Annotated in this window: 28 protein-coding genes; 10 read left to right on the top strand and 18 right to left on the bottom strand. The window is 63.2% G+C overall.

The genetic code is table 11. The features are described from left to right. Positions 1-29 precede the first annotated feature (29 nt). A complete protein-coding gene (locus ACPPVP_RS02005) occupies positions 30-1,706 on the bottom strand; it encodes a tetratricopeptide repeat protein (RefSeq protein WP_426530810.1) in 1,677 nt (558 codons plus the stop codon). Between the two features lie 172 nt (positions 1,707-1,878). Here ACPPVP_RS02005 and ACPPVP_RS02010 point away from each other — a divergent pair, with 172 nt between their 5' ends. Beyond that, positions 1,879-2,373, top strand: coding sequence for a hypothetical protein (locus tag ACPPVP_RS02010; protein ID WP_426530812.1), 495 nt, complete (start codon positions 1,879-1,881; stop codon positions 2,371-2,373). A 24-nt stretch (positions 2,374-2,397) separates the two neighbouring features. Here the strand turns inward: ACPPVP_RS02010 and ACPPVP_RS02015 are convergent, their stop codons facing one another. Together ACPPVP_RS02015 and ACPPVP_RS02020 are read right to left on the bottom strand one after the other, a co-directional pair. Then, complete coding sequence (locus ACPPVP_RS02015) at positions 2,398-3,585, bottom strand: YbfB/YjiJ family MFS transporter (RefSeq protein ID WP_426530814.1); 1,188 nt, start codon at positions 3,583-3,585, stop codon at positions 2,398-2,400. A 92-nt stretch (positions 3,586-3,677) separates the two neighbouring features. After that, positions 3,678-4,541 (bottom strand): EamA family transporter, encoded by an 864-nt coding sequence (locus ACPPVP_RS02020; RefSeq protein WP_426530816.1) that lies wholly within the window; start codon positions 4,539-4,541, stop codon positions 3,678-3,680. 258 nt (positions 4,542-4,799) lie between these two features. Here ACPPVP_RS02020 and leuB point away from each other — a divergent pair, with 258 nt between their 5' ends. Together leuB and ACPPVP_RS02030 are read left to right on the top strand one after the other, a co-directional pair. Then, positions 4,800-5,912, top strand: coding sequence for a 3-isopropylmalate dehydrogenase (leuB, locus tag ACPPVP_RS02025; RefSeq protein WP_426530818.1), 1,113 nt, complete (start codon positions 4,800-4,802; stop codon positions 5,910-5,912). Between the two features lie 142 nt (positions 5,913-6,054). Beyond that, positions 6,055-6,693, top strand: a complete 639-nt coding sequence (locus ACPPVP_RS02030; RefSeq protein ID WP_426530820.1) for a DapH/DapD/GlmU-related protein — start codon at positions 6,055-6,057, stop codon at positions 6,691-6,693. A 56-nt stretch (positions 6,694-6,749) separates the two neighbouring features. Here ACPPVP_RS02030 and ACPPVP_RS02035 read toward each other — a convergent pair whose 3' ends face one another. Together ACPPVP_RS02035 and ACPPVP_RS02040 are read right to left on the bottom strand one after the other, a co-directional pair. Next, positions 6,750-7,136 (bottom strand): hypothetical protein, encoded by a 387-nt coding sequence (locus ACPPVP_RS02035; RefSeq protein ID WP_426530822.1) that lies wholly within the window; start codon positions 7,134-7,136, stop codon positions 6,750-6,752. Between the two features lie 216 nt (positions 7,137-7,352). Further along, positions 7,353-8,156 (bottom strand): hypothetical protein, encoded by an 804-nt coding sequence (locus ACPPVP_RS02040; protein WP_426530824.1) that lies wholly within the window; start codon positions 8,154-8,156, stop codon positions 7,353-7,355. A 117-nt stretch (positions 8,157-8,273) separates the two neighbouring features. On the opposite strand from ACPPVP_RS02040, the gene ACPPVP_RS02045 reads away from it, so the two are divergent. Further along, a complete protein-coding gene (locus ACPPVP_RS02045) occupies positions 8,274-9,308 on the top strand; it encodes an aspartate-semialdehyde dehydrogenase (RefSeq protein ID WP_426530826.1) in 1,035 nt (344 codons plus the stop codon). A gap of 29 nt (positions 9,309-9,337) precedes the next feature. Continuing rightward, complete coding sequence (locus ACPPVP_RS02050) at positions 9,338-9,892, top strand: TIGR00645 family protein (protein ID WP_426530828.1); 555 nt, start codon at positions 9,338-9,340, stop codon at positions 9,890-9,892. Between the two features lie 103 nt (positions 9,893-9,995). Here the strand turns inward: ACPPVP_RS02050 and ACPPVP_RS02055 are convergent, their stop codons facing one another. Next, positions 9,996-10,640, bottom strand: coding sequence for a carbonic anhydrase (locus ACPPVP_RS02055; protein WP_426530830.1), 645 nt, complete (start codon positions 10,638-10,640; stop codon positions 9,996-9,998). A gap of 116 nt (positions 10,641-10,756) precedes the next feature. Here ACPPVP_RS02055 and ACPPVP_RS02060 point away from each other — a divergent pair, with 116 nt between their 5' ends. Further along, positions 10,757-11,635 carry an HpcH/HpaI aldolase/citrate lyase family protein gene (locus tag ACPPVP_RS02060; RefSeq protein ID WP_426530832.1) on the top strand — a complete coding sequence of 293 codons (879 nt, stop codon included), beginning with the start codon at positions 10,757-10,759 and terminating at the stop codon, positions 11,633-11,635. Positions 11,636-11,802: 167 nt separating this feature from the next. Here the strand turns inward: ACPPVP_RS02060 and ACPPVP_RS02065 are convergent, their stop codons facing one another. The 5 genes from ACPPVP_RS02065 to ACPPVP_RS02085 all read right to left on the bottom strand — a co-directional run bounded on the left by ACPPVP_RS02065 (position 11,803) and on the right by ACPPVP_RS02085 (position 14,777). After that, entirely contained in the window at positions 11,803-12,156 is a 354-nt protein-coding gene (locus ACPPVP_RS02065; protein WP_426530834.1) for a c-type cytochrome, read from the bottom strand. A 28-nt stretch (positions 12,157-12,184) separates the two neighbouring features. Continuing rightward, entirely contained in the window at positions 12,185-12,595 is a 411-nt protein-coding gene (locus tag ACPPVP_RS02070; protein ID WP_426530836.1) for a DUF6455 family protein, read from the bottom strand. A 233-nt stretch (positions 12,596-12,828) separates the two neighbouring features. Continuing rightward, complete coding sequence (locus ACPPVP_RS02075) at positions 12,829-13,617, bottom strand: hypothetical protein (protein ID WP_426530838.1); 789 nt, start codon at positions 13,615-13,617, stop codon at positions 12,829-12,831. A 72-nt stretch (positions 13,618-13,689) separates the two neighbouring features. Beyond that, positions 13,690-14,295, bottom strand: coding sequence for a 3-isopropylmalate dehydratase small subunit (gene leuD, locus ACPPVP_RS02080; protein ID WP_426530840.1), 606 nt, complete (start codon positions 14,293-14,295; stop codon positions 13,690-13,692). Positions 14,296-14,378: 83 nt separating this feature from the next. Further along, on the bottom strand, positions 14,379-14,777 hold the full coding sequence (locus ACPPVP_RS02085) for a metallopeptidase family protein (protein ID WP_426538391.1): 399 nt from the start codon (positions 14,775-14,777) through the stop codon (positions 14,379-14,381). A gap of 110 nt (positions 14,778-14,887) precedes the next feature. Here ACPPVP_RS02085 and ACPPVP_RS02090 point away from each other — a divergent pair, with 110 nt between their 5' ends. Further along, complete coding sequence (locus ACPPVP_RS02090) at positions 14,888-15,211, top strand: hypothetical protein (protein WP_426538393.1); 324 nt, start codon at positions 14,888-14,890, stop codon at positions 15,209-15,211. On the opposite strand, the gene ACPPVP_RS02095 is transcribed toward ACPPVP_RS02090, so the two are convergent. Next, the gene (locus ACPPVP_RS02095) at positions 15,212-15,436 is read right to left on the bottom strand and encodes a hypothetical protein (protein ID WP_426530842.1); all 225 of its coding nucleotides are present in this window, start codon (positions 15,434-15,436) and stop codon (positions 15,212-15,214) included. A 216-nt stretch (positions 15,437-15,652) separates the two neighbouring features. Between ACPPVP_RS02095 and ACPPVP_RS02100 the strand changes: the two genes are divergently transcribed. The 3 genes from ACPPVP_RS02100 to ACPPVP_RS02110 all read left to right on the top strand — a co-directional run bounded on the left by ACPPVP_RS02100 (position 15,653) and on the right by ACPPVP_RS02110 (position 17,155). Continuing rightward, positions 15,653-15,883 carry a hypothetical protein gene (locus tag ACPPVP_RS02100; RefSeq protein ID WP_426530844.1) on the top strand — a complete coding sequence of 77 codons (231 nt, stop codon included), beginning with the start codon at positions 15,653-15,655 and terminating at the stop codon, positions 15,881-15,883. 130 nt (positions 15,884-16,013) lie between these two features. Then, positions 16,014-16,295, top strand: a complete 282-nt coding sequence (locus ACPPVP_RS02105; RefSeq protein ID WP_426530846.1) for a hypothetical protein — start codon at positions 16,014-16,016, stop codon at positions 16,293-16,295. Between the two features lie 266 nt (positions 16,296-16,561). After that, a complete protein-coding gene (locus ACPPVP_RS02110; protein ID WP_426530848.1) occupies positions 16,562-17,155 on the top strand; it encodes a hypothetical protein in 594 nt (197 codons plus the stop codon). A gap of 67 nt (positions 17,156-17,222) precedes the next feature. Here the strand turns inward: ACPPVP_RS02110 and ACPPVP_RS02115 are convergent, their stop codons facing one another. The 6 genes from ACPPVP_RS02115 to rimM form a co-directional block, all read right to left on the bottom strand. After that, on the bottom strand, positions 17,223-17,432 hold the full coding sequence (locus ACPPVP_RS02115; protein ID WP_426530850.1) for a hypothetical protein: 210 nt from the start codon (positions 17,430-17,432) through the stop codon (positions 17,223-17,225). Positions 17,433-17,529: 97 nt separating this feature from the next. Further along, positions 17,530-18,936, bottom strand: a complete 1,407-nt coding sequence (gene leuC, locus ACPPVP_RS02120; protein WP_426530852.1) for a 3-isopropylmalate dehydratase large subunit — start codon at positions 18,934-18,936, stop codon at positions 17,530-17,532. 364 nt (positions 18,937-19,300) lie between these two features. Continuing rightward, complete coding sequence (rplS, locus tag ACPPVP_RS02125; protein ID WP_247782565.1) at positions 19,301-19,681, bottom strand: 50S ribosomal protein L19; 381 nt, start codon at positions 19,679-19,681, stop codon at positions 19,301-19,303. A gap of 112 nt (positions 19,682-19,793) precedes the next feature. Continuing rightward, a complete protein-coding gene (gene trmD, locus ACPPVP_RS02130; protein WP_426530854.1) occupies positions 19,794-20,531 on the bottom strand; it encodes a tRNA (guanosine(37)-N1)-methyltransferase TrmD in 738 nt (245 codons plus the stop codon). A gap of 93 nt (positions 20,532-20,624) precedes the next feature. Next, positions 20,625-21,278 carry a DUF4304 domain-containing protein gene (locus ACPPVP_RS02135; RefSeq protein WP_426530856.1) on the bottom strand — a complete coding sequence of 218 codons (654 nt, stop codon included), beginning with the start codon at positions 21,276-21,278 and terminating at the stop codon, positions 20,625-20,627. An 11-nt stretch (positions 21,279-21,289) separates the two neighbouring features. Then, positions 21,290-21,820, bottom strand: a complete 531-nt coding sequence (gene rimM / locus ACPPVP_RS02140; RefSeq protein ID WP_426530858.1) for a ribosome maturation factor RimM — start codon at positions 21,818-21,820, stop codon at positions 21,290-21,292. Positions 21,821-21,825: the final 5 nt, after the last annotated feature.

A 21,825-nucleotide genomic window follows, 5' to 3' on the forward strand; every position in this document is an offset into this window, starting at 1 on the left:
AAGCCGTATCCGACGGGCGCCGCGAACGACTACGCCGCCGCCATGTCCATCCGCCGGCAGAAGCAGGATGCCTTGATCGGAATCTCCGCCCGCGCCTGCGCCAGGTCGAGCCGCTGTTTGATCAGGGCCGACTCCACCTTTTCTCCGCGGCGGACCAGGCATTCGTGCAGCCCGTGCAGCGACCAGAGATTATCAGGATGCTGGCAGGCGCGGCTCAACTTGCCGTCAAGGCCGAGGTCGGAGCGGTACACCGCCTCGGCTTCTTCAATTCGTCCCTGCTCGAGCAGAAGCGCCCCCAGCGCGTGGCGGGTCGGCTGCATCCATCCCCACGGCTCGTCATAGGGCAGCCCGTCGCTGAGTTCGACCGACCGGCGCAGATGCGCGAAGGCCGCGTCATGGTTGCCCTTGCGGTATTCCAGTTCGCCATCCAGCATCGCGGCCGCGACTTCAAGCAGGTTGACCATTTTGTTGTTGTGGACCCGGCGGCTCTCGGGCACCCGCGCCTTCGCCGCCACGAACAACGCCCGCTCCGCTTCGGCCTCGGCGACATTGCCGAGCGCCGAATGGGCGACCGCCTTGGCGTAATGGATCTTGGCGACGTTCGAGCAATAGAGGTCTCGGTCCTCCGGTAACCTCTGCGCGATGATCTCGCGCCATTTGCCGAAGCGCACCAGCACGTGCTGCTTCATCGTCAGATAGCCTTCGAGGAAATCCGCCATCGGGGGCGATTGAATCCGCAGCACGGCCTCGGGGATCGTTGCGATCAGCTCTTCCGCCGCTGCGATGGCGGGCGTGTACTGGCCGAGGAACATCGCGCCATAGATCGCAAAGTGGAAGTTGTGAATGACGTAGACGAGATAGACGCCCGGATCGTCGGAGTAGGCGAGGAACCTGCGGTCGGTCTGCAATGCCTTCTGATTGTAGACGAGCACGTCCTTGTAGTGCCCGCACAGCACATCGAGATGCGTCGGCATGTGGATGAGGTGACCGGAATCCGGCACGATTTCGCGCAGCCGGTCGCCGGCGCGCAGCGCGCGTTGTGGGAAGGGCGACATCTCCATCAGGTGGACATAGAGATGCAGCAGACCCGGGTGATCCCACGCAGCGGGAATCCGTTCGAGTGCGGCTTCCAGCAGCGCCCTGCATTCCTCGGTGCCCGCTCCCTCGGTAGGCTTGCCGGACGGCAGGTCCCACATCTGCCACGGCGTCTCGTTCATGATCGACTCGGCCAGCACCGCCCGCACCTCGAGATCATCGGGAAATGCAGCAAATATTTTGCGCATTTCCCGCGTGTAGGCCTTGTCCCAGGGCGACATATCTTCGATCGCCTCGCGCTGAGGGTAGCGCGCGGCGAGCGCCTTGATCATTGCTTGCTCGACCGGACTGGCTTTTCCTGCATGCCCCAGCGCGGCCTGCATCGCATCGTAGGATGCTGATAGCGCGTTCTGCCGCCCAAGCGGGTCGTAGCGCACCCACGGCAGATTGTAGTTGGGGCCGGAGGCGTAGCTGATGCCCCAATGCGCCATGGCGCATTCGGGATCGTGCTTCAGCGCTTTCTGGAAGCATTTGATCGCTTCGCTGTGGTTGAACCCGAACAGCCAGTTCAGGCCGCGGTCGAACCAAAGCTGGGCGTCGGGCGACGACGTGGTGACCTTGCGGCTGTACGGTCCGAGATCGAAATAGGTCACATTCCCCTCCGTGTCCATGATCCCCTCTCCCCTTCCACGTTTCTCGGTTTTGCGGCGCGCCCCGCGCTTACGTGGGCCGTCGGGCCGGCATCCTACCACAATGTAACGCTGCTTGACCTCGCAAACTGCCGCAGTCGCAGTATGGGCAACATCAAGATCGTGATGAGAGATACTTGGCGACACGCTCCGCGTGCCCGACACAGACGGCGTTCAAGGTCATTCGAACATTGTGCAAAGACGCGCTGTTGCCTCTTCCGCGAAGCTGGACATAATTTATGATAGCATTGTTTTATCAGGCGACGTGAGGTTGAGATTGGGCGGACAGATGAACAGGCGGAGATGGCTGATCATTTCATTCATTGGCATCTCGATGATTTCAGCTCTGCTTGAAGGCCTGTTCTATTGGCGCGGCATGCCTTCAGCGCCGGCTTCGTCCACTGGTGCAAGCGTTTTATCAGTAATTCTGATCGCGCTATGGATTGATGCCGATAGCAAAGTGCGTCCGCATGTCGCTCGATGTTTCGACTATGGCTTCCTCGTGACGATGTTTTGGCTGCCGTATCTCCCTTACTACCTGTGGCGCACGAGAGGCACGGTCGGGCTACTGACGTATGCCGGCTTCCTTGGCCTGCTCTCGATGGGGTTTCTCCTTCAATTGCTGATCTATCGTTTGTTCTATTTGTAGGCAGATGCGCTGTTCGCTCCGGGCCTACGTTCCTTGCTTGATTTTGCCCTGAAACGCCGACAACACCGCCCCCAGCGCCAGCATCGCGGCCGAGATGTTCAGCGCAAATGACAGGCTGCCGACCGCATCCGTGATCGCACCGACCACGATCGGCCCGAGCGTCTGGCCGATGCCGAATGAAATCGTCATCGCCGCAATCGCGGTCGGCCAGGCCTGCGGCGGGTAGTTGAAACGGACGAAAGCGGTGGTGGAGCCGACCACCGCGAAGAAGGCGACGCCGAACACGAGCGCCGAGATTGCGAGCAGCCATGCCGAGTGACCGAAGATCGGCAGCGCCGCGCCGATGGCGTTGGCGCCGAGGATGATCGTGGTGGCGAGCCCGCCGCGGTCGAGCGCGAGCACGCGACGCCACACCCACGGGGTCACGAAGGCGCTGAGGCCGATCAGGCTCCAGAATGCGCTCTGTGCTGCCGCGCCGCCACCGGCGTCACGCACATAGGCGATCATGAAGGTCATGTAGGCGATGTAGCCGGCGCCGAACAGGAAGTAGCCGATCAGATAGACCAGCACCGGCCGGATCGAGAATTTGGCCGGCGCCGCCTTGTCGATCGCAGCCCCGCTGCCAAGCGGCGCCAGCAACAGCGGCAGGATCAGGACGGCGCAAAGCAGCGTCATGGCCCACCACACGATCCACCACGATCCCGGCCCAAAGCCCTGCAGCACGAACGGCGCGACCAGCCCCGAGGAGAGAATGCCGAGCCCGGGCCCGGCATAATACAGGCTGAGCAGGAAGTTGGCGCGTTCGGGGCGCGTCTGCGCGATCGTGGCGGCCAGCGCCGCGCCGCCGACGAACCCGCCCGCCGCGCCGACGCCTGCCAGCAATCGCGCAAAGCTCAGCACGAAAAAATTGCCGGAGACGGCGCATAGCGCCAGCGAGGCGACGGCGGCAAGCGTTCCCCAGCGGACCGTTCGCGGCAGCCCGAAGCGCCGTATCATCCGTGAGGCGAGCAACGCGCCCGCCAGATAACCGACGGCGTTGATCGTGTTCATGAAGCCGGCGGCGGAATAGGACCAATCGAGCGCGTCGCGCATGTCGGGCAGCACCAGCGCATAGGCGAAGCGGCCGATTCCGAGACCGATCGTTGGCGCGAGCGACAGAATGAGGATCAGCCACGCAGGGTGCGCGTAGGTGTGTTGGTCGGGAGCTTTCACAAAATTCTCCGGCAGGGGCCATTCTGGCAGGCAAAGCGGTCGTTGCACAGCTGCACAGGGAGCAACGGTGTGTTGCCAATCCCGCAACGGGATCAACCAATAAGCACCAGGGCTACGCCGAGCACCGTCAGCGCGGTCCCGGCAACGATCCGCGCGGTGATCGCAACGTGCTTGAGCACCATCGCGCTCAGCGCCACCGTGACCAGCGGATAGATCGCGGCCAGCGGCGCCACCAGCGTGATCGGCCCGTTGCGGACCGCGGCGAACAGCGTGAGTGCGCTGAGGCCGTTGCTGATTCCGGTCATCGCGAACCAGAACAGACCGGCGCGCGGCGCCTGCACCAGAAAGCTACCCTTGCGAACGCGCTGCACCGTCAGCACCACCAGCGACGATGTGACGTAGCCGATCAAGCAGGCCCAGAGCGGGCTTGGCCACACCGCAAGCCCGAGCTTGACGATAGGCGGTACCACGCCGCGTACCAGCGCGCTGCATAGCGGCAGCAACAGCGCCCAGCTTCGCCAATGCCCGAGGTCCCGCGGGCGGGTCACGGTGATGATCGCAGCCCCCGCAACGGCAACGATAAGGCCAAGGAGTTGCGGCGGCTCCAGCGGCTCGTGCAGCAGGATCACCGCCGTCGCCACCGCAAACAGCGGTGCGAGGTTGCCGAGCGTCGAGGTGATGACCGGCCCGAGCGCCCGGTTCGAGGCAAAGGTCAACAGCGTCAGCGAGGCCGGGAAGAACAGGCCGATAGCGATGAAAATCGGCAGGCCGCGCCAGACCACCGGCTCGCCCTGCAGGATCAGCGGCGACAGCAGCAGGAACAGCAGCGTGAAAGAGGGGACGCTGATCGCGGCCCCCGACAGCGGCTCGACGGTCCGCAAGCCGAGCTGCGCCAGAACGACCCCGGCGCCCAGGAAGAAGGCCGAAGCGAAGGCGTAGATAATGGCTAAAGTCATGAGGTCCGTCTTGGTGCCTTCTTGAGGGGCTTGCGGGTTGCTCGTTCGGGGCCATTCTGGCCCTGTTTTCTGCGCCTTGCCAATCTGCTTCCGGCGCTTTAGCACTCCGCCCGGATTTCACATTTTCCGTCATGCCCGGCCTTGTGCCGGGCATCCACGTCTTGCCGCCAACGCAAGAAAAGACGTGGATGACCGGGAAATTGGGCGAAGACGCGCTTCGCGCTTTTGCCCGGCCCTGACGAACTGGAGGTAACGACCATGGCGACCCATAAACTGCTGCTTCTCCCCGGCGACGGCATCGGCCCCGAAGTGATGGGGGAGGTACAGCGCCTGATCGACTGGCTCAACAAGCAGGGCATCGCGTCATTCGAGACCGAGCAGGGGCTGGTCGGCGGCTCCGCCTATGACGCGCACAAGGTGTCGATCTCGGAAGGCGACATGGCCAAGGCCTCGGCCGCAGACGCCATCATCTTCGGTGCTGTCGGCGGGCCCAAGTGGGACAGCGTGCCCTACGAGGTGCGCCCCGAGGCCGGCCTGTTGCGTCTGCGCAAGGACCTCGGCCTGTTCGCCAACCTGCGTCCTGCGGTCTGCTATCCCGCGCTGGCGGATGCCTCCAGCCTGAAGCGCGAGGCGGTCGAAGGCCTCGACATCATGATCGTGCGCGAATTGACAGGCGGCGTCTATTTCGGCGAGCCCAAGACCATCACCGATCTCGGCAACGGCCAGAAGCGCGCCATCGATACGCAGGTTTACGACACCTATGAAATCGAGCGCATCGGCCGCGTCGCCTTCGATCTGGCGCGCAAGCGCCGCAACAAGGTGACCTCGATGGAAAAGCGCAACGTCATGAAGTCGGGCGTGCTCTGGAACGAGGTCATGACGGCCGTGCATGCGCGCGAATACAAGGACGTGACGCTGGAGCACCAGCTCGCCGATTCCGGCGGCATGATGCTGGTGAAGGCGCCAAAGCAGTTCGACGTCATCGTCACCGACAATCTGTTCGGCGACATGCTGTCCGACATCGCGGCGATGCTGACCGGCTCGCTCGGCATGCTGCCCTCGGCCTCGCTCGGCGAAGTCGATGCCAAGACCAGGAAGCGCCGCTCGCTGTTCGAGCCGGTGCACGGCTCGGCGCCCGATATCGCCGGCCAAGGCCTCGCCAATCCGATCGCGATGATCTCCTCGTTCGGGATGGCGCTGCGCTATTCCTTCGACATGGGCGCGCCGGCCGACAAGGTCGACGCGGCGATCGCAGCCGTGCTCGCCAGCGGTTTGCGCACCGCGGATATCAAATCCGAAGGCACGACGGCGGCCTCAACCACGCAGATGGGTGAGGCGATTTTGAAGGAGCTGCAGAAGCTGCATGCGTAAGGTTGCCGGAATCGTAGGAATCGTAGGGTGGGCAAAGGCGCGCAGCGACGTGCCCACCATCGACCATCGAATTCGCTGCGAGAGGGTGGGCACGCTGCGCTTTGCCCACCCTACGGTCTGACCACACTATCGGAGCCGTCTCATGGACGCGTCGCATCGCCCGAAACTCGCGGAAACCATCATCCACGAAACGGTACGCCTGCGCGAGGCGCAGATCGGCCGGCGCTGCGAAGTCCTGAACAACACCCGCATCGAATATGCCTCGCTCGGCGATTACTCCTATCTCGGGGAAAATTGCGAGGTCGCCGACGCCGTGATCGGGAAGTTCACGGCGATCGCCAATTCGGTGCGGATCGGCGCGCCGAACCATCCGATGGGCCGGCCGTCGCAGCATCGCTTCACCTATTGCCCGGAATATTACGAGGCGACGGCGACGCGGGACCGCGACTTCTTTGCCGAGCGCCGCAGCGACCAGGTGATCGTCGGCAATGATTGCTGGATCGGGCACGCCGCCATCCTGCTACCGGGGGTGACGGTCGGCGATGGTGCTGTCATCGCCGCGGGCGCGGTCGTAAGCCGCAGCGTGCCGCCCTATACGGTCGTCGGCGGCGTTCCGGCGCGCGCGATCCGCCAGCGCTTTCCTGATTCTGTCGCCGAAAGCCTGCGCCGCATCGCGTGGTGGGACTGGCCGGATGAGATCATCTTCGAACGCCTGAGCGATTTCCGCTCCGAGGCGATCGAACAGTTTTGCGAGCGTTACGATCCGGCGTTCGCTCGCTGAAGGTCACAAAAAATGCCCGGTCTCGACCGGGCATTCTTTCATCTGGCGAGTGCCGCTTAATACGGCGGCAGCGGGACGGTCAGAGGATAGCCACCCATATCCGACGGCGGGTTGAGCGGCTGGCGGTCGATCGGGCGGTTGAGGTTTTCGCGCGCGAACGTCGGGTAGCCGATCTCCGGCGGGAAGGCGTAGTCCTGGAACTTGCGGTCGCCCGGCAGCACTTCCGTGCCGGCATCGAGCCACGAGCGGGTGGTGACGTAAACGCGGGTGCGCGGGCCCTGCTGGTAGGAGCGGTTGGGACCGTTCGGCCCGTAATAGATACGGCCGTCCTTGTCGTATTTTGGCTTGGACTGGGCGCTGGCCGAAGCCGAGCCGAGCGCGACGAGGGCAGCCGCAGCAAGCAACATCGCGAGCTTGCTCGCAGCGGGGAATTTTCGGGTCATTGCATCCTCGTCATTGTCCGCCCGTGACGGGCTGGCGGATCGCCAAATCTGGTTGCCGGCATTGTAGCCGCGGCCGGACCATCGTCGCTAGGTCAATTGCGCCACACCGGGCCGGAATAATGCGACGCGCAGCGAAAAAGTTTCATGAAAACCAGTGTCTTGGCTGCTTGTTGCCACAATTTTGAGGGCTACCGAGCAGGCTCCGCCAACGATGGATTACAGGGTGCCGCGCAAATGCGGGTTATCCGCGCCCGTCACCCAATCCGCCGACAAGGCCGGCGCACCCGACGTCGCACAATCGCTGCGCCTGATTTCGGCATGGGCGAACAATTCCGTCAGTTTTGCATCGTTTCCGGACGTCAGCATGATCAGCCGGTTCAGCACGCAGCCGATCGCGGTGCGGCGGGCCGGCAAGTCTTCGCCCAGGCATGACCAGCCGGAGAGCCGGAATTTCGGCTCATCGACATGCCTGTAAAACCGCAGGCAGGCGCGCTCAGCCTCCACGCCGCCGACCCGGCGAAACAGCGTGACGGTGCCGAACTTGCTGTCGACGATTCCTGCGGCCTCCAATTCGCGCGGGCCGGCCGGGTCCATCCTGGCGGCGAGGTAGCCGGCGGCCGAGCCGACCTGATCGGCTTCTTCACCCGGACGATAGATTTCGAGCTCGGCTATCGGCGTGCCGCCGAGGCCGCTCCAGTGGAACACGTCCTTGCGGCCGCCCTCGGGATGCCGAAAAACCTCGTAAGTCTCTGTCTTACCGGGAAAAATGAGCTGGCTCACCGCGAACGCCGGTGCTGTGCGGCCGGCCTGGCTCCAGCTTTTCGACGACGTCTCGATCGCCGTAACCTCGGGCAAATGCTGCCATAGCGCGATACCGCAAATGGCCATCAGCGCCAGCGTCATCAGATAGGCGCATAGCCGCGCCAGCGTGCCGCAGACCTCGTCAACGAAGCTTGCCAGCGCCGGCCGGATGCTCAGCGTATAGGTGGAATTGGCCGTTCTGGCCGGAAACGAATGCATCAAACGCCCAAACACAACCGTCAAACGTTGTCATATCGGCGTTTCTCGCATAGAAGCGCTGCCTTCCCCCTTTCCGCTTGACGCGGCAGGGCGGCATTTTTCCTCGGAGAGTGAACGATGGGTTACAAAGTCGCTGTCGTCGGTGCGACCGGCAATGTCGGGCGCGAAATGCTCAACATCCTCGACGAGCGCAAATTCCCCGCCGATGAGGTCGTCGCGCTGGCCTCGCGCCGCAGCGTCGGCGTCGAGGTCTCCTATGGCGACCGCACCCTGAAGGTCAAAGCGCTCGAGCATTATGATTTTTCCGATGTCGACATCTGCCTGATGTCGGCGGGCGGCGCGGTGTCGAAGGAATGGTCGCCCAAAATTGGCGCCGCCGGCACGGTCGTGATCGACAATTCGTCGGCCTGGCGGATGGATCCGGACGTGCCGCTGATCGTGCCGGAAGTGAACGCGGCCGCGATCGCGGGCTTTGCCAAGAAGAACATCATCGCCAACCCGAACTGCTCGACCGCGCAGCTCGTGGTGGCGCTGAAGCCGCTGCACGACAAGGCCACCATCAAGCGCGTCGTGGTCGCGACCTATCAGTCGGTCTCGGGTGCAGGCAAGGATGCGATGGACGAGTTGTTCTCGCAGACCAAGGCCGTCTACACCAACAGCGAGCTGATCAACAAGAAATTCCCCAAGCGCATCGCCTTCAACGTCATTCCGCAGATCGATGTGTTCATGGAGGACGGTTACACCAAGGAAGAGTGGAAGATGATGATGGAGACCAAGAAGATTCTTGATCCCAAAATCAGGCTGACCGCCACCTGCGTGCGCGTGCCGGTGTTCGTCGGCCATTCCGAGGCCGTCAACATCGAGTTCGAAAATCCGATCACAGCCGATGAAGCGCGCGACATCCTGCGCAATGCGCCGGGTTGCCTGGTCATCGACAAGCACGAGCCCGGCGGCTACGTCACGCCGTATGAGGCGGCGGGCGAGGACGCCACCTACATCAGCCGCATCCGCGAGGACAACACCGTCGAGAACGGCCTGCAGCTGTGGTGCGTGTCGGACAATCTGCGCAAGGGCGCCGCGCTCAACGCCATCCAGATCGCCGAATGCCTGATCAACCGCAAGCTGATCACCGCCAAGAAGAAGGCGGCGTGAGTTAAAGGCGTCGAGGGGCCGTAATTGCAATGACGGAAGAGCCGACCCCTTATCGCCCCAATCCGCAGCTCAAGCGCGTCGAGCGCGGCTTCGAGAGCCTGCTGTTCAACAGCCGCTGGCTGATGGCGCCGTTTTATTTCGGCCTCGTCGTCAGCCTCGCGGTGCTGCTGTTCAAATTCTGCGCGGTGCTCTGGGAATTCATCGTCCACGCACCGGGCTCCAAGGAATCCGACATCATCCTCGGCGTGCTGGCGCTGATCGACCTCTCGCTGACCGGAAATCTGATCCTGATTGTGGTGTTTTCCGGTTACGAAAATTTCGTCTCCAAGATCGATCCGGGCGGCCATCCGGACTGGCCGGAATGGATGACTAAAATCCATTTCGGCGGGCTCAAGCAAAAACTGATGGCCTCGATCGTCGCGATCTCGGCGATCCAGGTGCTGAAGGCCTTCATGAACATCGACACCGCCTTCGATCCGACCAAGCTTGCCTGGCTGGTCGGCGTGCATCTGGTGTTCGTGGTTTCGGCCTTTATGCTGGCGATATCCGACCGCTGGAGCGGCGGCGACCACGGCGGGGAATAGCGCTTTGTAGGGTGGGCAAAGCGAAGAGTGCCCACCATCAGGTCGACGGTCGAGGATAGATGGCGGGCACGGCGCGTTGCGCCTTTCCCCACCCTGCGCCGGCCTATGCCGCGTCCCTGACGCTGCGGAATTCCTTTGCCTCCGGGTCGAGCACGAACAGCGATCCCTCGGCGACGCCGAAATAGGCGCCGTGCAATTCCATCTCGCCGCGTTCGACGCGACTGCGCACGAACGGAAACGTCATCAGGTTTTCGAGGCTGCGGAACACCGCGGCCTTCTCGATCCGCGTGGTGAAATCTTCCCGGGTCTCGCGCTCGCGCTGGCTGACCTTTTCGCCCGGCTTGATGAACATCGCCATCCAGCGGCCGATGAAATCGCCGGGCGACAGCGGATCGATATCATCGATGAAGGCGCGGATGCCGCCGCATTGGGCATGGCCGAGCACCACGATGTGTTTTATGCGCAGCACCTGTACCGCATATTCCAGCGCCGCCGAGACGCCATGGGCGCCGCCGTCTGGCTGGAAAACCGGCACCAGATTGGCGACGTTGCGCACCACGAAGAGTTCGCCAGGGCCGGCGTCAAAGATCACTTCCGGCGAGACGCGGGAATCGCAGCAACCGATCACCATCACGGCGGGTGACTGGCCGCGCTCGGAAAGTTCCCGGTAGCGGGTTTGTTCGGTCGGCAGCCGCTGCGAGGTAAAGGCCGTGTAGCCGTCGAGCAGATGTTGCGGGAATGAGGCCATGGTGTCCTGTCCGTATCGGGCATGGCTAACCATAGACCGATGACGGGAACAAGGCTTTCGGACCCCGGTTTGAAATGTTAGGGCGTGGGGTTCGCAGCCTCCAGAGGAACCAGCCCATGATCCGTCCGCGCCGCAGCCTGTTGTTCATGCCGGGATCGAACGTGCGGGCGCTGGAAAAGGCGCGCACCCTGCCTGCCGACAGCATCATTCTCGACCTTGAGGATTCGGTGGCGCCGGAGGCCAAGGCTGTGGCCCGCGACCAGATCGCCAAGGCAATTGCGGCCGGCGGGTTCGGCAAGCGCGAGGTGCTGATCCGCGTCAACAGCCTCGATACGCCCTGGTGGGTCGACGATGTCACCATGGCCGGCAAGGCCCGGCCTGACGGCATCCTGGTTCCCAAGATTTCCACCGTGGCCGATCTCAGCGCCATCGCCAACCGCCTGAGCGACATCAACGCCGACATGTCGATCCGGGTCTGGGCCATGATCGAGACCGCGCGCGCCGTGCTCGATGCCGACAAGCTGGCGGCGGCGTCCAAGGATTCCGAAACCCGGCTCGCGGGCTTCGTGTTCGGGCCCAATGATATCTCACGCGAGACGCGGATCCGCATGCAGCCGGGCCGCGCGGCGATGATCCCGATGATCACGCACTGCATCCTGGCGACGCGCGCGCACGGGCTTGAAATCCTCGACGGGCCCTACAGCGACATCAGCAATATCGACGGCTTTGCGACCGAATGCGCGCAGGGCCGCGATCTCGGTTTTGACGGCAAGACGCTGATCCATCCGAGCCATATCGAGGACTGCAACGCCATTTTCACCCCGCCGGCGGAAGAGGTGGCCGAGGCGCGCAAGATTATCGCGGCGTTCGAGAAGCCGGAAAACGCCTCCCGCGGCGCCATCCAGCTCGACGGGCGGATGGTGGAGCGGTTGCACGCCGATATGGCGAAGCGCACGATCGCTATTGCGGATGCGATCGCGGCGATGGCGAATTAGAGCACGATTAGATCGGGTTAGGCCGTGGCCACGGACCATCTCGTGCCCCGGACGTAAAGCGGCTTGGGCCGCTCGAGCCGGGGCCGCTTCTACTTTGCATGGGGTTGTTTTCGAGATTTTGTGTCGGGGCCCCACGGGGTCGCGAGCCTGCCCCAGCCCGTCGGGCGTTAGTTGCGCTTCAGGCTGAGAATGTAATTCGCCAGATCGTCGGCCTGTTCGGGCGCGATGATGAGATTGGGCATCCGGCGATGGCTGGTCTTGAAGAATACTTTCAGCGATAGCGCTGTCGTCGAGGTCCGGTTGGCGATAGCGGTGAAATCCGGCGGGCTGCCCCGGGCGCCCACCGTCATCGGCTCGATCGCATGACAATCTCTGCACCAGGCCTCGGCGAGACGATGGCCGGCCGAGGCGCTGTCTAAAGGCAGCGGGGCGCCGTTCGCATGATGCAGCCGCACGAACAGCAGCACGGCGAGCGCGCCGACAGCCGCGATCAGGATATGCAGCCAGGTGGAGCGCACCATTTTAGGCGAACCAGCTGCGCGGATTCTATTACGCTAGCCGCCGACCGAGGCCCTCGATCGTGTCGGTATTGCCGCAATATTCCGTGTAATGCGCGGCCGCGGTGCCGGCGGCGAGATCGCGGTCGCATTGGCGCTTGTGGTTGCACAGCGAGCAGACGCGTTCCATGTCGCGCAGCACGAAGGGTTCGGTGCGGGCCAGATCCTCCTGGTCGATGCCGAGCGCCTGAAGCATCTTCGGCAACTCGTCGGCGGCGTGCGGCCCCTGGCGGACCAACTCCTCCAGATCGGTGGATGACATCCGCAACTCGCTCGCGATCCGGTCGAAATTGGCGGCATCCATCTCGCGCATTTCCTTCAGCTCGCGCCGGTGCTTCAGCCATTCGCCGAAGGTGTCGATCACGAGGCTGACGACGGGATAGGGCTTTTCCTGGACGGTCATGGCACGGCTCCCTTGGGGTGCTGTAATGGCCCAAGGTGAGCGCAGATCGTGCGCGCGTCGTTGCGCTGGATCAAATTAGAATTCTTCCCTTCTCCCCTTGTGGGAGAAGGTGGCGCGAAGCGCCGGATGAGGGGTTCTCTCCGCGGAGACAGACCCCTCATCCGTCTCGCTGCCGCTTCGCGTCAGCGATCGACCTTCTCCCACAAGGGGAGAAGGGAAGGGGCAGCGTTGCCTTATTGACCAAACCGCTCCGCGGCCCACGCATAAAGGCTGCCCGGGTTCGGCTTCTCGCCACCACGGCCTTTCGGCGAAATGTGCAGCCCGACGATCTCGGGATCGGCGAGCAGGCCGGAAAAATCCGCCGGCTCGAAGAACTGCTTTGGCTCGGCGTGAACCGCGTAGAAGGATTGCTTCGGCAGCGCGTGGTGCAATTCACCGGCGCGGCGCGCCAACGCGGTGATGGCGGCCGGGCCGTAGATCGCGACGCGGATGTCGGACAGGCGGCTCGATCGGTGTCGCAGCTGGCGCAGCATGAAGGTGACGCGATGACGTAGCGCCAGCCAGTCCGGCGTCAGATCTTCCTGCTCCATCAGATCCTGGAACGCCCGCACGATCGGATCATTCGCAGGCAGGTACAGAACCGAGTTGCCGAGCTGTCGGCGGCGTTCCCACGCGAAATAGGGTTTTGCCGGATCGATCTCGATCGGCTTCAGCAGCAGGACATCGGCGTCGAGCCACAGGCCGGCCTTTTCCGCCATCAGCCGCATCCGGAAAAAGTCGCTGAACTGCAAAATGGTCCAGTCGCGCCAGCTGCCATCGGGCTGCGGCGGACGCAGCCGTTCGGAAAAGGAATGCGGCAGGATCGCCTCGGCCTCGGCATTGCCGACGCCATCGGGCAGACCCGGCAATGGATCGAAACTGTAGACGGTGACCTTGTGGCCGGCGGCGACCTGCGACCGCAGGCAGGTCAGCCGCAGCCCGTCGAGCCGGCCGTGCCAGAACGTGACGACGTCAGGCCGCATCCGCATCGCCTCCGCTTAACGAAAAGAGCCCCGATGTGATCGGGGCTCTCGTAACACGATCAGCTAACACAATCAGGCCCAGGCGCGCTCTTGCTTCAGCTTCGCCTCGTAAGTGTCGATCGACGACTTCTTTTCCATGGTCAGGCCGATATCGTCGAGGCCATTCATCAGGCAGTGCTTGCGGAATGGATCGATCTCGAACTTCACCTTGCCGCCGTCGGGACCACGGATCTCCTGGTTGGCGAGATCGATGGTCAGCGTCGCGTTGGCGCCGCGCTCGGCGTCGTCGAACAGCTTGTCGAGATCGTCCTGGGTGACGCGGATCGGCAGAATGCCGTTCTTGAAGCAGTTGTTGTAGAAGATGTCGCCGAACGAGGTCGAGATCACGCAGCGGATGCCGAAATCCAGCAGCGCCCACGGTGCGTGCTCGCGGCTGGAACCGCAGCCGAAATTGTCGCCGGCGACCAGCACCTTGGCGTTGCGATAGGCCGGCTGGTTGAGAATGAAGTCCGGGTTTTCGCTGCCGTCATCCTTGTAGCGCTGCTCGGAGAAAAGCCCCTTGCCAAGGCCGGTGCGCTTGATGGTCTTCAGGTACTGCTTCGGAATGATCATGTCGGTGTCGACATTGATGATCTTCAGGGGGGCAGCTACGCCTTCCAGTGTGGTGAACTTGTCCATCGATCGCACTTCCCGGTTGAGGGTGGGGCAGGCAGCTAATTTATCGCGAATATGGCCCCGGCAAAAGGCCAATTTGCGCAATCCTAGCCTGCATCAGCCTCGATTGCCTCCATATCGGCGTCCGACAGCCCGAAATGGTGCCCGATCTCGTGGATCAGGACGTGGCGGACGATATGGCCCAGCGTTTCCTCATGCTCGGCCCAGTAGTCGAGGATCGGGCGGCGGTAGAGCCAGACCATGTTGGGCAGGCGGGCGATGTCCTGATTGCTTTGCTGCGGCAGGCCGATTCCCTGGAATAGGCCGAGCAGGTCGAATTCGCTTTGCGCCTCCATCTCGTCCAGAACCTCGTCGGTCGGAAAATCGTCGACACGGATGATCACGCCCTGGCACAGGGTTCGAAAGCCCTTCGGCAGGCGCTCGAACACCTCATGCGCCATGGCTTCCATTTCGGCGAGCGAGGGGGCTTTTGCTTCGGTCCACATCAGGACGTATTTAGCGTGTGTCATGGCTGGGCGCATCCTGGTTTTGCGAGTTGACCTCGGGGCGCCAATCGGGGACCGTGCGGGGGATATCAGGCGTGGGTGGACTTGAGATGAAGCGGATTGTGACGGTTGCAATTTGGGCTGCTTTTGCCGGGCTCTTGCTCCCGGGGGCGATGGCGCAGGCGCAGACGGCATCATCGGGGTTGCGAATCGCGGCGGCGATGGAGCCAGCCGTCACGGATGTGTCCGCGCAGCGCCGGCGTCCGTTGCGGCGCGTGCCGATCTATCGGCAGGAATGGGCGCCCGACGTCTACCCGCGCTACAATCCCGGCCCCAACGCCGTGCGCGATTGCACCGCGCATTACGTGCAGGAGTACCGGCCGAGCGGCACGGTGATCACGCCGCGCATGAACTGCTACTGGCGGCCCGGTTAGCTAGCGCCTGCGTACCGCGCCGATCAATCCGGCGCCGACGATGATCGTCACCAGACCATAGACGAGAACGGCCATTGCCGTCTGGGTAAGGGGGCTCGCCGTTCCCATGCCGCCGCCGGGTCCTTGCGATGCCAGCGCGGCACTGCTCCATAATGCGGCCGCGACGATTAAGGTCGCCGCCGGCGCTGCGCGCGATATCGGCGTGCGCGTACGAAATAATGTCATGGCAATCTCCATCCAGAAGGCGCTGTCGAAGATACGGCGCCAGTCTACGCCGGGTTTGGCACGCGGAAAAATTTTCAAACGGCGTCGCGGCTGCTTCCGTTCATCTTCGTGGCACGCTCATTCAGGACCCATTCAAGTCGCTGGCCCCAGATTCTGTGCAGCGTTGCGGCGAGCAATTCGGCGCAGACGTGGACACCCGACCCAAGGAGAGCAGTCATGCCGTTCACGAAAGTTATGGGGCTCGCCGCCGTTGGCGCGTTGCTCGCGCTCGCAGCTCCCGCCGAGCGCGCCAATGCGCTGTCGCTCAGCAATCCCGGCGCCGCCGCCGCGGTTCAGGAGGACGCCAGGCTGGCGACCACGGAAGTGCATTGGCGGCACCACCGCCATCACCGTTGGCATCGCTGGCACCATCATCATCGCCACCACCATCACTGGCGCCGTTGGTAACTGCGACAGCTAGCGCAGCGATCGAGCAGGCCCGTTCATCGCGGGCCTGTTTCGATTTGAAGGAACGCCTTGAACCTGCGAGATTGCTGCCCGTTATCCTTGTCACCTGGTTCAACGCGAGGAGTTCGTCATGAAGGGCTTGATCGGGGCAGCCTTTGTTGCAGGCGCGCTCGCGGTTGCAGGACCAGCCGCGATCAGTCCGGTCGCCTCGGCGCCACTAGCGAAGGCGCACAGCGCCGGCATATCCGACGCTACCGATTTCAGCGCGCGCCGCCATGGCAAGCGCCATTATCGTCATTACGGCTATTCTCGTCCCTACTACTATGATCGGCCGGTCTACTATCGGCCGTATCCCTATTCCTCACCGGCGCCGTTCACCTTCGGCATCGGGTTTGATCCGCCATGGTGGTGAAGTGTCGTGACTTCGTAGGGTGGATTAGCGAAGCGTAATCCACCGTCGCGCAAGCTTAGACATTGGCGATGGGTTACGGCTGCGCCTCACCCACGCTACGATCTGAATCTGCATCATGCGCGTTCATCTTTGCGGTCGGCGCATTCATGGCGCGTTCACGTGCCTGTCTCTAACGTCATGTTGGGAGCGGCCGTAGGGAAACGCGACGGGGATCAGCCGCAGAGAGCGGTTGAAGGCGCGCCGTCGCCGGTTAGCGAGGTTCATCCATGGCGATATCCGATCCTGGACGCGGGCTTGTCCGCCGTCTGGGCGTAACGGCTGCGACTCTGCTTGCGTTCGCAGCCGCATCACAACAGCGCGCCGAGGCGCTCTCGCTTGCTAGTCCCGGCACGGCGCCTTCAGCGAAATTTGCAACCGACGATCTGACGACCGAAGTCCGGCATGGCGGTCATGGCGGCGGCGGTGGTGGTTTTCGCGGTGGTGGAGGCGGCGGGTTTCGGGGCGGTGGCGGCGGCTTTCACGGCGGCGGCTTCAGGGGCGGCGGTGCTGCGTTCCATGGCGGCGGGTTCAGAGGCGGTGGCTTTGCAGTTCATCGCGGCGGCTTTCGCGCCGCGCCGGTCTTTCGTGGCGGCGGCATGCGCTACGGATATCGCCACGTCTATCGCCGGCCGCACTTCTACCACCGGCATCATTTTCACCGGCGATTCTACGCGCCGCGCTATTACGGATATTATCATGGCTACCGGCACCGCCACTGCCGCGTGATCTGGACCTATTACGGGCCGCGCAAGATCTGCCGCTATCGTCCGTGGCATCGTCACCACTGGCGCGTTCGCCACTATGGCTACCGCTATTGGTAAGACGGGTTGAAATGAAAACAGGCGCCCGACGGGGGCGCCTGTTTTCATGAGTGGAGTATCTCGCGGATCAATCCCAATCCTTGCCTTCCCAAGGCTTGATTTTCCAGGGTGTCAGCTTCGCCAGCCGCCACTGCGCCCAATGTTCCGGCGGCCAATTGCTGAGACGCCTGGTCTCCTTGGGAGATGTCGGGAGGTCGACGATGCGCGGCATGGACCGGCGATACGACTGGGCCGTCGCCTCGCTGATCAAATCGACGAATTCAGGCTTGTCCGCCACGGCAGGCTCCCTCGCGAAGGTCTTCGCAAGGGACTACTGTGCGCCCGCCGCCTTAACGAGCCGTTTCAGGAACGACTCGCTATCTAGGCAAGGAGGGTTAACGCCACTCCCGGATATCGACAAAGTGCCCGGCGATCGCCGCCGCCGCCGCCATGGCCGGCGACACTAGGTGGGTGCGGCCCTTAAAACCCTGACGGCCCTCGAAATTGCGGTTCGAGGTCGAGGCGCAGCGCTCTTCCGGCGACAGCTTGTCGGGGTTCATGGCCAGACACATCGAGCAGCCCGGCTCGCGCCATTCGAAGCCGGCCTTGATGAAAATCTTGTCGAGACCCTCGGCTTCCGCCTGCTCCTTCACGATGCCCGAGCCCGGCACGACCATTGCGTTGACATGGCCGCTGACGGTCTTGCCTTCGGCGACTTTCGCTGCCGCCCGCAAGTCCTCGATGCGGCCGTTGGTACAGGAGCCGATGAAGACGCGGTCGAGCTTGATGTCGGTGATCTTCGTCCCCGCGGTCAGGCCCATATATTTCAGCGCGCGATGTTTTGAGAGCCGCTTGGCTTCGTCGGCGATCTGGTCGGGGTCAGGCACCATGCCTGCGATCGACACCACGTCCTCGGGCGAGGTGCCCCAAGTCACGATCGGCGGCAGCTTGGCCGCATCCAGGCGGAGCTCATGGTCGAAATGCGCGCCCTCGTCGGAGCGCAGCTTTTCCCAGTAGCGCATCGCGGCATCCCAGTCGGCGCCCTTCGGCGACTTCGGACGGCCCTTCAGGAATTCGAACGCCTTTTCGTCCGGTGCGATCAGGCCGGCGCGCGCGCCGCCCTCGATCGACATGTTGCAGACCGTCATGCGGCCTTCCATCGAGAGCGCGCGGATCGCGTCGCCGGCATATTCCAGCACATAGCCGGTGCCGCCGGCAGTGCCGATCTCGCCGATGATGGCCAGGATGATGTCCTTGCCGGTGACGCCGTCGGGCAATTTGCCGTCGACCACCGCGCGCATGTTTTTTGCTTTTTTCTGAATCAGCGTCTGCGTCGCCAGCACGTGCTCGACCTCGGAGGTGCCGATGCCGTGCGCCAGCGCGCCGAACGCGCCATGGGTGGAGGTATGGCTGTCGCCGCAGACGATGGTGGTGCCGGGCAGCGTAAAGCCCTGCTCGGGGCCGATCACGTGGACGATGCCCTGACGCTTGTCGTGCTCGTTGAAATATTCGATACCGAATTCCCTGGCGTTGTCAGCCATCACGCGCATCTGTTCGATGCTCTCAGGATCGGGATTCGGCTTCGAACGATCGGTGGTCGGGATGTTGTGGTCGACGACGGCCAGCGTCTTCTCCGGTGCGTGAACCTTGCGCCCCGTGGCGCGTAGCCCTTCGAACGCCTGCGGCGAGGTCACCTCGTGCACCAGATGGCGGTCGATATAGAGCAGGCACGTGCCGTCATCGGCTTCGTGCACCAGATGGTCGTTCCAGATCTTGTCGTACAGTGTGGTCGGTTGGGACATGAGCGTCAGCTCCAAAATGAAATTCTGTGTGGGCGGTCAAGCGCGGCTACGCGCGAGCAACGGACGTCGGCGCAGCATCAAGCTGCGCGCGTAAGCTCTGACGTCGCCGAAGTCGCGAACCGTCCGAAGAACCGGCCGGGCAACCGCGAGCGATCGTCGATAATGACGAGCTGGGCGGTGCCAAAGGCGGCGCTGGTACGATCTAGAACCATTCTGAATTTCTAACACAGGGTCCGCGGCTGCCACAATCAATCGATTGGCAGGGCTGATACCTGGATAAAGGCTGATACCTAGATAGGTACCGGCAACAAAAAAAGCGCGGGGACGAGCCCGCGCTTTTCGTCACATCCAGAGGAGGATGGAATTACTCGCCGACAGCGGTCGCGCGGTCCTGCTTCTCGACGATGCGGGCCGACTTGCCGCGCAGCTGGCGCAGGTAATACAGCTTGGCGCGACGCACCTTGCCGCGGCGCACCACCTTGATCGAGTCGATCATCGGCGACATCACCGGGAACACGCGCTCGACGCCTTCGCCGTAGGAAATCTTGCGGACGGTGAAGCTCTCGTTGAGCCCGCCGCCGGAACGGCCGATGCAGACGCCTTCATAGGCCTGCACGCGGGTGCGCTCGCCTTCGACCACCTTGACGTTGACGATCACGGTGTCGCCGGGGCCGAATTCCGGGATCGACTTGGTCGCCGAAAGTTTGTCGAATTGCTCTTTTTCGAGCTGTTGAATGAGGTTCATTGAAATCTCCATCGGCGGCGCGCCCAGCCAGTCCAGCGCGGGCTGCGCGAACGTCCTAGTATCCTGCCATTGCGCGGATTTGGCGCTCGTATAAGGCAAAGGCGCGCGCTTGTCACCCGTCTGTCGTGCTTTTTGTGCCTTTTTGGCCGGGCCGCACGGCCCATAAATCCGGCCGCCTCGCCTGGGTCAGGGCCTCGGCCTCGGCCCGACGCCAGGCGGCCACCTTGGCGTGGTCGCCGGAAGTGAGGATTTCAGGGATACCCCGGCCCTCGAAGTCCTGGGGCCGGGTAAATTGGGGGTATTCCAGTAACCCTTCCGAAAAACTCTCGTCCTCGCCCGAGGCCTGCTTGCCCATCACCCCCGGCAACAGCCGCACGCAGGCGTCGATCAGCGCCATCGCGGCGATTTCACCGCCGGACAGCACGTAATCCCCGATCGAGACCTCCACGAGGTCCCGCGCCTCGATCACCCGCTGGTCGACCCCCTCGAACCGGCCGCAAACGATCAGCGGCCCCGGCCCGGCGGCGAGTTCCGTCACCTGCGCCTGGGTCAATGGCCGACCCCGCGGGCTCATCAAGAGCCTTGGTCGATACTTTGGCCGGTCCTGCCCGGAATCCGCGGCATCGATCGCCGCCGCCAGCACGTCGGCCCGCAGCACCATGCCCGGACCACCGCCGGCCGGAGTGTCGTCGACGCTACGGTGCTTGTCGGTGGCAGACGCTCGGATGTCGCGCGCTTCCAGTTCCCACAGGCCCGATGCCAGCGCCTTGCCCGCCAGGCTGACGCCGAGCGGCCCGGGAAACATGTCGGGAAACAGGGTAAGGACGGTGGCGCGCCAAGGGGTGGTCATGCCCGCTGGTTAGGGCATCGCGCGTGTCAGGTCGAGAGCCCAGCATGGGGCCTCACGATCGACGGGCATGGGCACCATGGCTTTGCCATGGCGCTATGATGGAGTGTCCCAATCCGCCTGCCCGAGAGGCAGCTTCGATTCGGTCGCCCTACAGAGTGCCTCCAGTTCCGCACGAAAAGCGTGAGCAATTTTGAGATTCGCCAACGCAATGCGGGCGAAGGCGTTGGCGTCAGCCAGATTGCCAACCGATTGCCGCATGAGGGCCAATGATCGCGCCGTTCGAACTTTCGTGATGCGAAAGCCCGAAAAGCTGAAATGCCCGGCCTCGAATTGCGCAGGTGTGACTTTGTTCAAGGGAGATTCTGGCCCCGACAGTTCGGAGAAGAGCCTTCGACCGGCTGTCATATAGACCGATGCCGCTGCCCGAACGGCGGCGTCCATGCTCTCTTTTGTCGCTTCATGCTCCCACCATTGGTCACTCGTTGTTTCGGACAGCCGTCGCCGAAACTCGCAGAGCTCTTCTCTGATTTTGGTTGTATCGGGTGAGTTGCCAAGCATATCCGGGATACACCGGGGCTGGATACCGAGGTTGACGGCGAACATGCCGCCGAATCGCGATCCTTGTACGTTCACGACGTGAATGAAATCTCCGGAGAGACGACGGAACGTACGGCCGGAGCCGAAGAATCCGTCGCTTCTGAGCGCTGGACTGAGGTGCTCTTTGATTGACGATTCCAGGCGAGGCATCTCGCGGCCCCTTATCGTTCCAATGAAGCGTCGCCGTCGTCTTCAATTTCCTGCGGCAGTTCGATCACGACGCGGCCGCCGGCCAGATCGACCGTCGGCACCACCGCATTCGTGAACGGCAGCAGCATGGTCGGCCCCTGCGGAGGCGCGATCTCGATGATGTCGCCGGCGCCGAAATTATGGATTGCGGTAACGCGGCCGAGCGGTTCGTCGGCGGCATTGACCGCAGTAAGCCCGATCAGGTCGGCGTGATAATATTCGTCCTCGTCGGTCTCGGGCAGTTTTTCGCGTGCAATATAGAGTTCGATGCCGTTGAGCCGTTCGGCATCCTCGCGGGTGGCGATGCCTTTCAGCGTCGCCACCAGATGATCCTTGGCCTCGCGAACATGCGTCACTTCGAACTGGCGCGCGCCGTCCTTGGTCGTCAACGGGCCGTATTCTTTCACGGCGAACGGATCTTCGGTGAATGTCCACAGTTTCACCGCACCGCGCACGCCATGCGCGGCGCCGATACGCGCGACGCAAATCGGTGCTGCCACCATCGTGC

The organism is Bradyrhizobium sp. McL0615 (genome assembly GCF_049993905.1).
Taxonomy (GTDB): Bacteria; Pseudomonadota; Alphaproteobacteria; order Rhizobiales; family Xanthobacteraceae; genus Bradyrhizobium.

Excerpts from the sequence above, each read along its gene's own strand:
- ACPPVP_RS02005 (WP_426530810.1), bottom strand. The coding sequence starts at position 1,706 with ATGGACACGGAGGGGAATGTGACCTATTTCGATCTCGGACCGTACAGC.
- ACPPVP_RS02020 (WP_426530816.1), bottom strand. The coding sequence starts at position 4,541 with ATGACTTTAGCCATTATCTACGCCTTCGCTTCGGCCTTCTTCCTGGGC.
- leuB (WP_426530818.1), top strand. The coding sequence starts at position 4,800 with ATGGCGACCCATAAACTGCTGCTTCTCCCCGGCGACGGCATCGGCCCC.
- ACPPVP_RS02030 (WP_426530820.1), top strand. The coding sequence starts at position 6,055 with ATGGACGCGTCGCATCGCCCGAAACTCGCGGAAACCATCATCCACGAA.
- ACPPVP_RS02035 (WP_426530822.1), bottom strand. The coding sequence starts at position 7,136 with ATGACCCGAAAATTCCCCGCTGCGAGCAAGCTCGCGATGTTGCTTGCT.
- ACPPVP_RS02040 (WP_426530824.1), bottom strand. The coding sequence starts at position 8,156 with ATGCATTCGTTTCCGGCCAGAACGGCCAATTCCACCTATACGCTGAGC.
- ACPPVP_RS02045 (WP_426530826.1), top strand. The coding sequence starts at position 8,274 with ATGGGTTACAAAGTCGCTGTCGTCGGTGCGACCGGCAATGTCGGGCGC.
- ACPPVP_RS02050 (WP_426530828.1), top strand. The coding sequence starts at position 9,338 with ATGACGGAAGAGCCGACCCCTTATCGCCCCAATCCGCAGCTCAAGCGC.
- ACPPVP_RS02055 (WP_426530830.1), bottom strand. The coding sequence starts at position 10,640 with ATGGCCTCATTCCCGCAACATCTGCTCGACGGCTACACGGCCTTTACC.
- ACPPVP_RS02060 (WP_426530832.1), top strand. The coding sequence starts at position 10,757 with ATGATCCGTCCGCGCCGCAGCCTGTTGTTCATGCCGGGATCGAACGTG.
- ACPPVP_RS02065 (WP_426530834.1), bottom strand. The coding sequence starts at position 12,156 with ATGGTGCGCTCCACCTGGCTGCATATCCTGATCGCGGCTGTCGGCGCG.
- ACPPVP_RS02070 (WP_426530836.1), bottom strand. The coding sequence starts at position 12,595 with ATGACCGTCCAGGAAAAGCCCTATCCCGTCGTCAGCCTCGTGATCGAC.
- ACPPVP_RS02075 (WP_426530838.1), bottom strand. The coding sequence starts at position 13,617 with ATGCGGCCTGACGTCGTCACGTTCTGGCACGGCCGGCTCGACGGGCTG.
- leuD (WP_426530840.1), bottom strand. The coding sequence starts at position 14,295 with ATGGACAAGTTCACCACACTGGAAGGCGTAGCTGCCCCCCTGAAGATC.
- ACPPVP_RS02085 (WP_426538391.1), bottom strand. The coding sequence starts at position 14,777 with ATGTGGACCGAAGCAAAAGCCCCCTCGCTCGCCGAAATGGAAGCCATG.
- ACPPVP_RS02090 (WP_426538393.1), top strand. The coding sequence starts at position 14,888 with ATGAAGCGGATTGTGACGGTTGCAATTTGGGCTGCTTTTGCCGGGCTC.
- ACPPVP_RS02095 (WP_426530842.1), bottom strand. The coding sequence starts at position 15,436 with ATGACATTATTTCGTACGCGCACGCCGATATCGCGCGCAGCGCCGGCG.
- ACPPVP_RS02100 (WP_426530844.1), top strand. The coding sequence starts at position 15,653 with ATGCCGTTCACGAAAGTTATGGGGCTCGCCGCCGTTGGCGCGTTGCTC.
- ACPPVP_RS02105 (WP_426530846.1), top strand. The coding sequence starts at position 16,014 with ATGAAGGGCTTGATCGGGGCAGCCTTTGTTGCAGGCGCGCTCGCGGTT.
- ACPPVP_RS02110 (WP_426530848.1), top strand. The coding sequence starts at position 16,562 with ATGGCGATATCCGATCCTGGACGCGGGCTTGTCCGCCGTCTGGGCGTA.
- leuC (WP_426530852.1), bottom strand. The coding sequence starts at position 18,936 with ATGTCCCAACCGACCACACTGTACGACAAGATCTGGAACGACCATCTG.
- rplS (WP_247782565.1), bottom strand. The coding sequence starts at position 19,681 with ATGAACCTCATTCAACAGCTCGAAAAAGAGCAATTCGACAAACTTTCG.
- trmD (WP_426530854.1), bottom strand. The coding sequence starts at position 20,531 with ATGACCACCCCTTGGCGCGCCACCGTCCTTACCCTGTTTCCCGACATG.
- ACPPVP_RS02135 (WP_426530856.1), bottom strand. The coding sequence starts at position 21,278 with ATGCCTCGCCTGGAATCGTCAATCAAAGAGCACCTCAGTCCAGCGCTC.
- rimM (WP_426530858.1), bottom strand. The coding sequence starts at position 21,820 with ATGGTGGCAGCACCGATTTGCGTCGCGCGTATCGGCGCCGCGCATGGC.